We start from the raw sequence: 12,368 nt of genomic DNA on the forward strand, positions 1-12,368 counted from the left end.
ATCCTCCTTACCAAAGCAAATCAGAATGCTCCAGCTTTTTGTCTCGCTGCATTAATTCATTTACTGCTTCGGCAGCATTCTTTCCTTCAAATAAAACTTTATTCACCTGTTCGATAATCGGCAGTTCTACATCGTACTTTTTCGCAAGCCCCATAGCGGCTTTTGCAGAATAGACTCCTTCGACTACCATTTTAACTTCATCCATGGCTTCCTGCATGGTATAACCTTTTCCAATCAGGTAACCTGCTTTCCGGTTACGGCTGTGAACGCTGGCACAGGTAACGATCAGATCCCCAATTCCTGTCAGACCATAGAAAGTTTCCGGTTTTCCACCCATTTTCATGCCAAGGCGGGAAATTTCTGCAATTCCTCTGGTAATAAGAGCAGCTTTTGTATTGTCGCCATAGCCCAGTCCGTCCGCGGTACCTGCAGCCAGTGCAATTACATTTTTCAATGCCCCACCCAACTCTATACCAAGCATATCCGGGCTTGTATAAACTCGAAATACAGGACTAATGAAAATGTTCTGCAGATATTCTGCGGTCTTTTTCGAATGTGCACCAACAACGCAGGTGGTTGGAAGGCCTCTTCCAACTTCTTCTGCATGGCTTGGACCGGATAAAACAGCCGCATCAACGCCAGGCAGCTCTTCTTCCATAATATCGGTCAGGGTAAACAGTGAATTCTCTTCAATTCCCTTTGCTACATTCATAACAATCTGACCAGGTTTTAAAAATTCTTTCATCATCTTACAGGTGCTTCTCGTAAAAGGAGAAGGAACGGCAAGAACCAGAATATCCTTATCGGTCATAGACGCTTTCAAATCGTTTGTAATTGTTATGTCCTCTGGAATTACCACACCCGGAAGTTTGGATTCATGCTGTCTTTTTTCACGCAGCATATCCACTTCTTCTTTTATAATAGACCAGATCGTAACTTCATGTCCGTTTTTATGCAACAATACCGCCAGAGCCGTACCCCAGCTGCCGGCTCCAATAACGCCTATCTTAACCATATGATTACCCCCATTGTGTTTTATGTAATGACTTATTTCTTACTTAAAAAGGTTTTGTTTTCCGTACCGCTTAGTAAACGCCCGATGTTTGCCCGATGCTTCCAGAATGCAAGAATCGCTAGAAAAGCACCAATAGCATACAGCTCATTCAAATGCGGCTGGGTCATTTCAAAAAATCCGGTCTGACCGAGTACAATCAATTCGATCATGATTCCCACATAGACCAGAAGGGAACCAAGTGATACAAAGTGAGTTGTAAAGAAAGTCGTAAAAAAAGTAACAATGCCAAGGATTGCCATAATCCAGTTAAATGATAACACAAGTCCTGCAGTTGCGGCAATCCCTTTTCCACCTTTAAAGCCTAAATAAAAAGGATAATTATGCCCTAAAATCGTGCCAGCCGCACCGTAGAATACCAGCAGGGGCAGGATATCCTGATGTGACCTGCCAAACACCAGGCGGATGATTACTACCGCCAGGATACATTTGAGGCAGTCCCCTGCAAAAGTAATCAGTCCTGCTTTCTTTCCAAGAGTCCGCAGCATATTTGTACTTCCGGCATTGCCGCTTCCATGTTCACGAATATCGATGCCATGCATCCTGCCGTAAATATAGCTGGTCTGAAAAAGACCAAATACATATCCGATAACTAAGCAGATGATACGTTCCATAACCAATTATTTCTCCTTTTCCTTACGTTCACGAATAATAAATTTAAGCGATGTTCCTCTGAATCCAAAAGTATCCCGGATTTTGTTCTCCAGATATCTGGTGTAGGAAAAATGCATCAGCTCTTTGTCATTCACAAAAATGACGAAGGTAGGCGGCTTCACAGCTACCTGGGTAATATAATACAATTTCAGACGTTTTCCTTTGTCCGATGGTGGCTGCTGCAGAGCAACTGCTTCCGTCATAATCTCATTTAAGACACCGGTTGCGATACGCATGGACTGGTTTTCAATTACCATATCGATATTTTCGAAAAGCTTATTCAGTCTCTGCCCTGTCATTGCGGAAACAAACATAATTTCGGCATATGGCATATAAGAAAGTGTATCTTTTACTTTGTTTGTATATTTATAGATTGTTTTATCATCTTTTTCAATAGCATCCCATTTATTTACTACGATAATGACTCCCTTACCGCGTTCATGGGCAATGCCGGCAATTTTAGCGTCCTGTTCCGTTACGCCTTCTACTGCATCGATAACTACGACAACTACATCTGCACGGTCTACTGCGGTAACGGTACGAATAATACTGTATCTCTCCAGCTCTTCTTTGATTTTACTCTTTCTTCGAAGTCCTGCAGTATCAATAAATACATATTCCTGTCCGTTAAACGTAATTGCAGTATCGATGGCATCTCTTGTGGTTCCTGCAACATTGGAAACGATCACACGGTTTTCTCCCAGAAGTTTATTTATAATAGAAGATTTTCCAACATTTGGCTTGCCTACTACGGCTACACGCGGTCTGTCATCTTCCTCATCCTCGGTATCATCTAATTGAAAGTGCTTTGTAACTTCATCCAGCATATCGCCAATTCCAAGCTTTGAAATAGCTGATATGGGAACGGGATCTCCAATTCCTAAATTATAGAATTCATATACATCGGACATTAAACGGTCAAAATTATCTACTTTATTCACGACCAGAATAACCGGTTTCTGGGAACGGCGAAGCATGTCTGCTACTTTGGCATCGGAATCTACCAGTCCCTGACGTACATCTGTTATAAATATAATAACATCTGCAGTGTCAATAGCGATTTGAGCCTGTTCTCTCATCTGCGCTAATATGATATCTTTGCTGTCCGGTTCAATACCGCCGGTATCTATTAATGTAAAATTGATATTCAGCCATTCTACATCAGCATAGATACGGTCTCTTGTAACACCCGGCGTATCTTTTACTATAGAAATATTTTCTCCTGCCAGAGCATTGAACAATGTGGACTTTCCAACGTTTGGCCTTCCTACGATTGCAACGATTGGTTTACTCATATATTTTCACCTCTTGTGTCTTTTATTCTTCCTTTTGTATCAGGGCTTCGACAAAAGCCCGACCGCTTGATTTTACAATACTTACCTTCGTTTGTAAAGCAATTTCCATTTCAGATACCGTTACATCGTCTAAAAAGACGTCTTCCCCGCTTCGTAAGACATTGTCAGAAAGCAGGAGGCGCTGCCCCAGATCTTTCCCTTTTAACTGTGAAATAATGTCATTTCCCGTTAAGAGCCCGGCAACGGTAATCCGCTCTCCAAAGAAATTATTTTTAATTTCATATACGTGGGCCTGAATGCCGGGATATTTTTGGCAGACTTTTTCGCTTAAGCTTTTTATATAAGGATAAGCTAAGACACCGGTAGCAATAGAAAGCTCTTGTTTTCGGTTGTTACCGATTAGTTTCTGACACTCCTCTTCTACTTCGTTTAACAGAAGCCTTGTCATTCCCACACCATTTTCTAACTGCAGGTATCCATCATAGGTCTCTTCCGCAGGCATTTCTTCTCCGGCAAGTATATACCATTCATCCCCGGCATGAATAAAGTGCGTACCGAATTCGGCAAATAATTTCTTCTGCCAGCGGTGTATACAGTCCAGTACTTCTATTGCATCTTCTTTTGTAAAAGGTTTCAGGGAGAATAAATCATCCCGGTACTGTGTCATTCCCACAGGAACCACAGATACGCTTTTTAAATGAGGAATGTATTTTGTAAGTTCTCCAATGGTATATTCCAGTTCTTTCTTGTCGTTGATATCTTTACATAGAACAATCTGACCGTTCATTTCTATCCCTGCTTCATACAGTCTGTCCACTTTCTTCAGTGCTTCTCCGGCAAAACGGTTGTTCAGCATCTGACAGCGCAGTGCAGGGTTCATTGTATGAAAGGATATATTGATGGGTGCCAGCTTGTAGGTGATAATCCGTTCGATATCATGGTCACTCATATTTGTGAGTGTAACGTAGTTCCCCTGCAGGAAAGACAGCCTGGAATCGTCATCTTTAAAATAGAGGGTTTCACGCATGTTTTTCGGCATCTGGTCAATAAAGCAGAATATACATTTATTGCGGCAGGAACGGTATTCGTCCATCAAACCATTTTCAAATTCAATGCCCAGATCTTCTTCGAATTCCTTTTCAATCTCCAGTTCCCATTCTTCCCCATTGCTTTTTTCAACCAGTAACTCCAGGTATTCTTCGTTGATGAGATAATGATAATCAAATACGTCTTCAATTATTTTACCATTTATAGATACCAGAACATCGCCAGGTTCGATTTCCATCTCCTCTGCAATGCTTCCGACAAGAACACGGCCGATGATATGTTTTGTTTTTTTCATAATCTGATCTTTACTCCTTTGTTTCCTATATAATACTAAATTCAAATCTAAAATGCAACGTCTGATTTTTAGATTGGTACAGATCTCTCTTATTTTTGTACAAAAATCTCTTGTTTTTTCTTTTATACGACAATTATCTTGACGGAGACAACTCAAAATGATATAAATAGAGTGGTATTTATAAAGATTTAATATAAGTATATGTAATAATTTCAATTATACGTATTTTTTGGAGGTTAATTTATGCCAAATTTAGAACCATTATGTAAATCACTGCCTGTGGCACCACTGAAAATAATTCCGCTGGAAGGCTGCCGCGATTTTGCAAAAGTCGTTGATCAGTATCTGGTAGAATTCCGCCACACTTCCCCAACCCATCAAAAGGACAGCATCGCTTTCCAGGGATACTGCCAGGACACGTATCTGGTTGACTGCGAATGCCCGAGATTTGGTACCGGAGAAGCAAAAGGGATGATTAAATCTTCCATTCGTGGAACCGACTTATTTATTATGGTTGATGTATGTAATTACAGCCTGACCTATTCTGTATGCGGGTATGAAAACCATATGTCCCCGGATGACCATTTTCAGGATTTAAAACGTATCATTTCTGCTGCTACCGGAAAAGCAAGACGAATCAATGTTGTAATGCCGTTTTTATACGAAGGAAGACAGCATAAACGTTCCAATCGCGAATCCTTGGACTGCGCTCTTGCTTTACAGGAGTTAATCAATATGGGAGTTACCAATATTCTCACCTTTGACGCCCATGATCCAAGAGTACAAAACGCTGTCCCATTAAGCGGATTTGACAGCTTCATGCCAACTTACCAGTTCTTAAAAGCAATGATTAAGTCCACACCGGATTTAAAAATTGACAATGACCATTTAATGATTATCAGCCCGGATGAAGGTGCTATGAGCAGAGCCGTATACTTCTCTAATATCCTGGGTGTGGATATGGGTATGTTCTACAAACGCCGTGACTACTCTACGATTATCAATGGTAAGAACCCGATCGTTGCCCATGAATTCCTGGGAGATTCCGTTAAAGGAAAAGACGTGATCGTAATCGACGATATGATTTCTTCCGGCGGAAGTATGCTGGATGTGGCAAAACAATTGAAAGAACGTCAGGCGAAAAGAGTATTCGTATGTACAACATTCGGCCTTTTCACAGATGGTCTGCAGGAATTTGATGAGTATTATGAAAAGGGATATATTGAAAAAGTAATTACAACGAACCTAAATTACCGCATGCCGGAACTTCTGGATCGCCCGTATTATGAAGAAGCTGATATGACAAAGTTTTTGGCAAGTATCATTGATTCCCTGAATCATGATGTTTCCATCAGCCGTGTACAGTCTCCTACGGATAAGATTCATGAATTGCTGGAGAAGTACAACAAAAGAAAATAAAGATATAAAAATAAAAATGGCTGTGAAAGGCCATTTTTATTTTTGCGTTTATATAATTATGACAGCGATCTTGTCAATATAATGACAGATAATGATCCTATATTCATTTTTTCATTGTATGAATATAAGGTCTGGTTTTAATAATTCATATGTATCAGTTGTCATCGTACAATTTTTTGATCAATCAGGTATAGCAGGATATGCAGAGCTTTTGATGCTACCCATAAAAATCCGATAAATCCAAATGTTGCACTTAACGCAGTGAGAAGAAAACTTTTCATTATAACCCTCCTTCTTTCTGTAAAAGTTTACGTGTTTTCCATTTAAGTCTATTATAAAAGAAGAAGGCGGCTGTTGCTATGGATTTACCTTACATTTTGGTTTTTAACCTTACATTTTTGTAACAATCAATAGGTTCGGGCAGCGTATGCTGTGCTTAAGGCTTTTTTATAGCTGCTTGGGTGCAGTCTTAAGAGCCAGGAAAGCGGCAAGGTTTCCCCTCTTTCCCTGAGAAGCACGGTGTGAATACAGGATTTCCGGGTTACAGCAGGTGCAGATATCGGTTATGCTGATGTGTTCTTTTATGATTCCGGCTTCCAGAAATACAGATTCATTTGCTTTCCAGAGATTTAGCTGGTACTTGCCGTTTGCTTTTTTATAGAACAAGGAATCCCATAAGGCCGGATCATAATTTTCCCTGAATTGCAGGATAACATCTTCGCTGACTTCATAGCAGTCCTGGCAAATGGAAGGACCGATTGCTGCAAATATGTCTTTTGGATCCGAACCATATTCAGCCGTCATTTTTTCAACGGTTACCCTGCCGATTTTACCTACGGTTCCTTTCCAGCCGGAATGAGACAGTCCGATTGCCTTTTTAACCGGATCCACGAAGAAAAGGGGAACACAATCGGCATAAAAAGTGGACAGAACCAGCCCCGGTACATTGGTAATCATACCGTCAATATCGCTGTAATCTCTTTGCTTCACAAATCCCTTTCCCCGGTCCTCTACTGTTATGACTCTTACGTTAGTGGTATGGGTCTGATCGGAAAATACCAGATTTTCACAGGAAAAGCCGATGGATTCCCCTATACGGCGGAAATTTTCACGAACGTTCTCTTCCTTATCACCTCTGGAGAAGCTGAGATTCATACTTGTGAGATGATCCCTGCTGACTCCCCCAAGGCGGGTAGAGAAGCCATGTATGGTGACACCCGTATCTTCCAGCATGGGAAAAGAAAGAAATGGTACAGTAGTTTCGTTTTTAACCGTACAAATCACGTGGCCTCCGGTTCTTTTGATATTCATAATGTGATATCCTCCTTTTTGAGATGGAATTTACTGACTTCTGGTTCTGAAGTACGAACTTAAGTAAGCTGGAAAGGAAATGCATTTTTAATCAGTGTGATCTTATGGTTGTCGATGCCAACTACATCAAAACGGCAGGGTGTATCTTCCGCCTTGTGGTGTATCATAAGATAATGGCGGGCAACCTTGCAGATTACAGCCTGTTTTCGGTAATTGACGGCTTCCAGAGATGTACCTCTCCCGCTGTCTTTTCGATATTTTACTTCTACAAAAACAAGATAGGAACCATCGGCTGCGATGATATCTATCTCTCCTATCCTGCATCTGTAATTGCGTTCTAATAAAACAAAGCCCTGCGCTTGTAAATAGGCAGCGGCTTTGTCTTCCTCTATGATACCAATAACACGTTTATTCAATCAAAATCTCCTGTCAGATAAAATTTTTGATAAAGGTAGCTCTATGTATTGCAGATGGACCATACTGTTTTATTGCTGCGATATGGGTGGCTGAACCATATCCTTTATGGGATGCAAAACCATATTCCGGCATAACAGCATCATATTCCTTCATGAGCCGGTCCCTGGTTACTTTGGCGATTACGCTTGCCGCAGCGATGGATAAGCTTTTAGCATCTCCTTTGATGATGGGTACCTGTGGTATCGTAATGCCCGGAATGGTAACCGCATCGTTAAGAAGAATCTGGGGAACCATGGACAGCTTTGATACTGCGGTTCTCATGGCTTCGTAGGTGGCCTGCAGTATATTGATTTCATCAATCCTTGCAGGGCCTGCCATTCCCACGCCAACTGCAAGAGCTTTCTCCATAATCTCATCAAATAATTCCTCACGCCGCTTTTCACTCAGCTGCTTAGAGTCGTTGAGATACATGATTCTGCAGTCCTGCGGCAGGATAACGGCACCGGCAACTACGGGACCTGCCAGAGGTCCTCTTCCGGCTTCGTCGATGCCGCAGGCATATCCGATGTATTCATATTCTTTCTCATATTCCATCATTTTTTCAAGACGCTGCTTTTCGGCTTCCAGAGCATCCATTTTTTTCTGATAGCGTTTGATCAGACTGATCACACCGGTCCTTGTATCAGGAGCATAGGTTTCCATTAATTGCAAAAGCTGCTCCTTTGATCCGGCATGCTCAAATTCTTCTTTTATCTCTGATATTTTTTTATTCATAAATACCTCTGTTTTCTATTGATGCTTCAAGAATCCGAATTTACTGAATGGCCAGATTCTAAGCCATGCCCTGCCGATAATATCCTTTCTGTGGATAAGCCCTACATTGGGATCACGGCTGTCAGAGCTGTTATTGCGGTTATCACCCATTACGAAATACTCATCATCGCCAAGAGTGATCGGTTCTGCAGCCGTTCCGGGATCATCGATAGTCTCTCTGCCATAATGTTCATTTAAATCTTCACCATTGATGTAAACTTTTCCGTCTATGACCTGCACGGTGTCTCCCGGAAGTCCGATAATTCGTTTGATATAGTAGGTATGGTCTGCGTGCTGATAAGGAAATACAATGATATCGAATCTCTCCGGATCTTTGAAACGGTATGTAATCTTATCGGTTATCAGATTGTCCCGGTTTTCCAGTGTGGGATACATAGAGGATCCGTCCACCTGTGTACGCTGTCCTACAAAATGAACAATTAAAAATGTTACTACTAATACAATGGCTATATACAGTAACATACTTAAAAGCTCCCTTAACATGCTTCTCTCCTTGTTTTCCTCAGTATTTTTCTGACTCATGCTGTCCACCGCTTCCTTTACTTATTAGTATATATTAAATGAAGCCGGCAATGGCAGACTTTTACACCTGCTCATTTCCGGCTTATTCCAAACATTATGATTTTATTGGTGTTTCAGTACACCAAATTTGCTGAAAGGCCAGATTCTTACCCATGCGCGTCCGATAATATCGGAACGCTTTATATTGCCTACATGGGGATCCCTGCTGTCTTTACTTTGATTGCGGTTGTCCCCCATTACGAAATACTCATCATTGCCAAGAACAATTGGATCTTCGGCGATTCCGCTGTCCTGCATCACTTCTTTTCCGTAACTTTCTTCCAGTACTTCGCCATTGATATAGATGGTTCCGTTGTTAATCTGTACCGTTTCTCCGGGAAGTCCGATAATCCGTTTGATATAATACGTTTCCTCTTCATAATAATAAGGGAAGACGATAATATCAAAACGATTTGGATCCTGAAAACGGTAACTTAATTTATCAACAATCAGATTATCTTTATCTTCCAGAGCCGGAATCATGGAAGGACCGCTAACCTGGGTACGTTGTCCTATAAAATGTATTACTACAAATGCCAGCACGAGAACGATCACTATGTACATCAACATGCTTAAAAGTTCACGCACTACGCTCCTGGACGGCTCTTCACCGCCCGGTTCTTTATTTTCCCCTTTTGACATTCCGTCACCACTTTCTTTATACTCTTGTCCCTTTAATCTTAAACTTTTCTTTCCGGAAATTCAATAGTGATTTTCCCCAATCTTCCACTCCTGAAATCTTCAACTACTGTGGAAGCTGCTTTTGCATAATCTAAATCATTTCCCTTTAAGCGGCAGCCTCTGTTTACCGCGATTTGTTCCAATACTTCTACATCAGTACCGGACTCATCACATTCATATCTTTCTGCAAGCACTCCCTTATAGTGCTCTTTCAAAAAGTGAATCAACTGTATGCCTAATTCATCTACATTTAAAATTTCATCTTTAATGGATCCGACCATTGCCAGATGAAGGCCCACTGTCTGGTCTTCAAACTTTGGCCATAGAATTCCAGGAGTGTCCAGAAGTTCTACGTTTTTATTTAAACGGATCCATTGTTTTCCCTTTGTTACACCAGGTTTATTACCTGTTTTGGTACAGGCTTTACCTGCAAAGGTATTAATAAAAGTGGACTTTCCTACATTGGGAATCCCCACCACCATTGCTCTGACCGGACGGTTTTTAATGCCTCTTCGGCGGTCACGTTCTATCTTTTCCTGGCATGCTTCCTGTATAACACCATTAATAGCCTTGATACCGGTACCGTTTTTGGAATTGACTTTGACGACAAAAAAACCCTTCTCTTTAAAATATGCCGACCACAATTCATTTTGCTTCTCATTTGCCAGATCTGCTTTGTTTAAAAGAATCAGTCTGGCTTTGTTTTTTCCAAGTTCATCGATATCCGGATTCCTGCTGCTTAGTGGAATCCGGGCATCTACAAGCTCAATAACCAGATCAATTAATTTTATATCTTCCTGCATCATACGTCTGGCTTTTGTCATATGACCCGGATACCATTGATAATTCATAAATTTCTGCCCTTTCTACTTCACGAAACCAAACTCACTGGCTGGTGAGACACGAAGCCAGACTTTGCCTTCGATATCGTCAATATTGACGTTGCCAATATCTGCGTAGCGGCTGTCTTCGCTGTTGTTGCGGTTATCTCCCAAAACAAAATATTCAGAAGAACCCAAAACGATGGGCTGATCAGCCAGACCGGTATTGCTGATCGATGGATAGTCCGCATCTTCCAGATATACCTTGTCATTAATATAAATCATGCCTTCTTTAATCTGGATAGTTTCTCCAGGAAGTCCGATTACGCGTTTGATATAAGCGTGGCTGGTCTTGCTGCCATTTGGCTTAAATGATATAATGTCATTTCTGGAAGGCCCACCCAGTTTATACGCTAGGGTATTAATCAGGACTTTGTCTCCCCCGGACAGGGTCGTATCCATAGACTGACCGATGTTTGTCCGTACTTGTCCAAAGAAAAATACCAGGATATATGCAAATAAAATAACTACAATGATTTCGAATGTCCATCCTAAGATAGATTTTAGTGTATTCGTTTCTTTCTTTTCCCCTTGGCGATCCCCTCTGCTCCTTGCACGTTCTTTTCGCATAATGCACCTCACAATTGCCTCTAGTAGAAAATAGGGACAATTACCTAAGTATTTGTCCCTGGTTCATTTCATTATTTTACTAACTCTTTTACCTTGGCTCTCTTACCAACACGGTTTCTTAAGTAATTCAGTTTTGCACGTCTTACTTTACCTCTTCTGATTACTTCGACTCTTTCCACGCTTGGGGAATGAAGCGGCCAGGTTTTTTCCACACCAATGCCATTAGAATTTTTTCTAACAGTAAATGTAGCTCTATTGCTTCCGCCCTGTTTCTTTAAAACAGTTCCTTCGAAAACCTGAATTCTTTCGCGGCTTCCTTCTTTGATCTTTGCATATACCTTTACGGTATCACCAACGTTAAATTCTGGTGCGTCAGCTCTTAACTGAGCTGCTTCGATGTTCTTAATAATATCGTTCATTGTGTGCCTCCTTATTTATATCGGATGTTCTTAATACTGTCTGTAACAGAGGACCATCTCTTTTCTCACAACGCTATTTATTTTATCATGTTTGTTGGATTATGTCAAATAAAATTCTTTAATAAATCCTTAAGAAAATTCTTTAATAAATCCTAAAGAATAGGGACAATATTTACGCTTCCGGCTCTGATATTCTGCTGATTAATTCCAGCTCTGAATTTGTGAGCTGAGCCTTGTCCAACAGATCAGGACGGCGCAGGGCTGTGCGTATGACAGACTGCTCTCTCCGCCACTTTTCTATATTGGCATGGTGGCCGGACAGTAAAACCGGCGGAACTATTTTTCCATTCCATTCCTCGGGACGGCTATACTGGGGATACTCCAGCAAATTGTCCTGAAAAGACTCAAACTGTGCAGATTCATCGTTGTTTAAAACGCCGGGTACCAGTCTGGAAATGGCATCTATCATGACCATTGCGGGCAGTTCTCCGCCGGTAAGGACATAGTCACCAATGGAGAGATAGTCTGTGACGACTTCTTCTAATACCCGCTCATCAATTCCTTCATAATGTCCGCAGAGAAAGACCAGGTCCTTTTCTTTTGCCAGATCTTCTGCAATAGTCTGGTTAAATACGCTGCCCTGAGGGGTTAGATAGATCACTCTGGGGCGGTATCCTATTTTCTCTGAAACGGCTTTGCAGGCACCATATACAGGCTCTGCCTGCATTACCATTCCAGCACCGCCTCCATATGGATAATCATCTACTTTATGGTGTTTATTGGTGGAATAGTCCCTTATATCGGTGGTTTGCAGGGAAATCAGTCCTTTTTCCATTGCGCGCCCGATGATACTGGTATTTAAACCGTCCTGAATCATTTCAGGAAATAAGGTCAATACGTGGTAATTCATAG

14 protein-coding genes are annotated in these 12,368 nt (G+C 41.3%); 1 reads left to right on the forward strand and 13 read right to left on the reverse strand.

All coding sequences use genetic code 11. From position 1 onward, the window contains the following. Positions 1–7 precede the first annotated feature (7 nt). From CD03_RS0113610 to CD03_RS0113625, 4 genes are read right to left on the reverse strand one after another with little or no spacing between them, the layout of a single operon-like run. On the reverse strand, positions 8–1,015 hold the full coding sequence (locus tag CD03_RS0113610; protein ID WP_027294121.1) for an NAD(P)H-dependent glycerol-3-phosphate dehydrogenase: 1,008 nt from the start codon (positions 1,013–1,015) through the stop codon (positions 8–10). A gap of 32 nt (positions 1,016–1,047) precedes the next feature. Further along, positions 1,048–1,686, reverse strand: coding sequence for a glycerol-3-phosphate 1-O-acyltransferase PlsY (gene plsY, locus CD03_RS0113615; protein ID WP_027294122.1), 639 nt, complete (start codon positions 1,684–1,686; stop codon positions 1,048–1,050). Between the two features lie 6 nt (positions 1,687–1,692). Further along, complete coding sequence (gene der / locus CD03_RS0113620) at positions 1,693–3,021, reverse strand: ribosome biogenesis GTPase Der (RefSeq protein ID WP_027294123.1); 1,329 nt, start codon at positions 3,019–3,021, stop codon at positions 1,693–1,695. Between the two features lie 22 nt (positions 3,022–3,043). After that, a complete protein-coding gene (locus CD03_RS0113625) occupies positions 3,044–4,363 on the reverse strand; it encodes a DUF512 domain-containing protein (protein WP_027294124.1) in 1,320 nt (439 codons plus the stop codon). A 243-nt stretch (positions 4,364–4,606) separates the two neighbouring features. On the opposite strand from CD03_RS0113625, the gene CD03_RS0113630 reads away from it, so the two are divergent. Further along, positions 4,607–5,782, forward strand: a complete 1,176-nt coding sequence (locus CD03_RS0113630) for a ribose-phosphate pyrophosphokinase (protein ID WP_027294125.1) — start codon at positions 4,607–4,609, stop codon at positions 5,780–5,782. A gap of 447 nt (positions 5,783–6,229) precedes the next feature. Here CD03_RS0113630 and pgeF read toward each other — a convergent pair whose 3' ends face one another. The 9 genes from pgeF to trmD all read right to left on the reverse strand — a co-directional run bounded on the left by pgeF (position 6,230) and on the right by trmD (position 12,366). Continuing rightward, positions 6,230–7,093, reverse strand: a complete 864-nt coding sequence (gene pgeF, locus CD03_RS0113640) for a peptidoglycan editing factor PgeF (RefSeq protein WP_044289374.1) — start codon at positions 7,091–7,093, stop codon at positions 6,230–6,232. Between the two features lie 59 nt (positions 7,094–7,152). Beyond that, a complete protein-coding gene (locus CD03_RS0113645) occupies positions 7,153–7,509 on the reverse strand; it encodes a YraN family protein (RefSeq protein ID WP_027294127.1) in 357 nt (118 codons plus the stop codon). 13 nt (positions 7,510–7,522) lie between these two features. After that, a complete protein-coding gene (locus CD03_RS0113650; protein WP_027294128.1) occupies positions 7,523–8,284 on the reverse strand; it encodes a ribonuclease HII in 762 nt (253 codons plus the stop codon). A gap of 15 nt (positions 8,285–8,299) precedes the next feature. Next, positions 8,300–8,866, reverse strand: coding sequence for a signal peptidase I (gene lepB, locus CD03_RS0113655; protein ID WP_027294129.1), 567 nt, complete (start codon positions 8,864–8,866; stop codon positions 8,300–8,302). 102 nt (positions 8,867–8,968) lie between these two features. Continuing rightward, positions 8,969–9,547, reverse strand: a complete 579-nt coding sequence (lepB, locus tag CD03_RS0113660) for a signal peptidase I (protein WP_027294130.1) — start codon at positions 9,545–9,547, stop codon at positions 8,969–8,971. 38 nt (positions 9,548–9,585) lie between these two features. Next, positions 9,586–10,437 (reverse strand): ribosome biogenesis GTPase YlqF, encoded by an 852-nt coding sequence (gene ylqF / locus CD03_RS0113665; RefSeq protein ID WP_027294131.1) that lies wholly within the window; start codon positions 10,435–10,437, stop codon positions 9,586–9,588. A gap of 15 nt (positions 10,438–10,452) precedes the next feature. Then, positions 10,453–11,037, reverse strand: coding sequence for a signal peptidase I (gene lepB / locus CD03_RS0113670; protein ID WP_044289375.1), 585 nt, complete (start codon positions 11,035–11,037; stop codon positions 10,453–10,455). A 71-nt stretch (positions 11,038–11,108) separates the two neighbouring features. Next, positions 11,109–11,456, reverse strand: a complete 348-nt coding sequence (gene rplS / locus CD03_RS0113675) for a 50S ribosomal protein L19 (protein WP_027294133.1) — start codon at positions 11,454–11,456, stop codon at positions 11,109–11,111. Positions 11,457–11,628: 172 nt separating this feature from the next. Next, entirely contained in the window at positions 11,629–12,366 is a 738-nt protein-coding gene (trmD, locus tag CD03_RS0113680; RefSeq protein ID WP_027294134.1) for a tRNA (guanosine(37)-N1)-methyltransferase TrmD, read from the reverse strand. Positions 12,367–12,368 lie beyond the last annotated feature (2 nt).

Origin of the sequence: Robinsoniella sp. KNHs210, assembly GCF_000686105.1 — a bacterium.
Lineage (GTDB): Bacteria > Bacillota > Clostridia > Lachnospirales > Lachnospiraceae > Robinsoniella > Robinsoniella peoriensis.

Bases quoted from the DNA above. Each gene is read 5' to 3' on its own strand.
- ylqF (WP_027294131.1), bottom strand. From the start codon at position 10,437: ATGAATTATCAATGGTATCCGGGTCATATGACAAAAGCCAGACGTATG.
- lepB (WP_044289375.1), bottom strand. From the start codon at position 11,037: ATGCGAAAAGAACGTGCAAGGAGCAGAGGGGATCGCCAAGGGGAAAAG.
- lepB (WP_027294129.1), bottom strand. From the start codon at position 8,866: ATGAGTCAGAAAAATACTGAGGAAAACAAGGAGAGAAGCATGTTAAGG.
- rplS (WP_027294133.1), bottom strand. From the start codon at position 11,456: ATGAACGATATTATTAAGAACATCGAAGCAGCTCAGTTAAGAGCTGAC.
- CD03_RS0113610 (WP_027294121.1), bottom strand. From the start codon at position 1,015: ATGGTTAAGATAGGCGTTATTGGAGCCGGCAGCTGGGGTACGGCTCTG.
- der (WP_027294123.1), bottom strand. From the start codon at position 3,021: ATGAGTAAACCAATCGTTGCAATCGTAGGAAGGCCAAACGTTGGAAAG.
- plsY (WP_027294122.1), bottom strand. From the start codon at position 1,686: ATGGAACGTATCATCTGCTTAGTTATCGGATATGTATTTGGTCTTTTT.
- pgeF (WP_044289374.1), bottom strand. From the start codon at position 7,093: ATGAATATCAAAAGAACCGGAGGCCACGTGATTTGTACGGTTAAAAAC.
- trmD (WP_027294134.1), bottom strand. From the start codon at position 12,366: ATGAATTACCACGTATTGACCTTATTTCCTGAAATGATTCAGGACGGT.
- lepB (WP_027294130.1), bottom strand. From the start codon at position 9,547: ATGTCAAAAGGGGAAAATAAAGAACCGGGCGGTGAAGAGCCGTCCAGG.
- CD03_RS0113625 (WP_027294124.1), bottom strand. From the start codon at position 4,363: ATGAAAAAAACAAAACATATCATCGGCCGTGTTCTTGTCGGAAGCATT.
- CD03_RS0113650 (WP_027294128.1), bottom strand. From the start codon at position 8,284: ATGAATAAAAAAATATCAGAGATAAAAGAAGAATTTGAGCATGCCGGA.
- CD03_RS0113630 (WP_027294125.1), top strand. From the start codon at position 4,607: ATGCCAAATTTAGAACCATTATGTAAATCACTGCCTGTGGCACCACTG.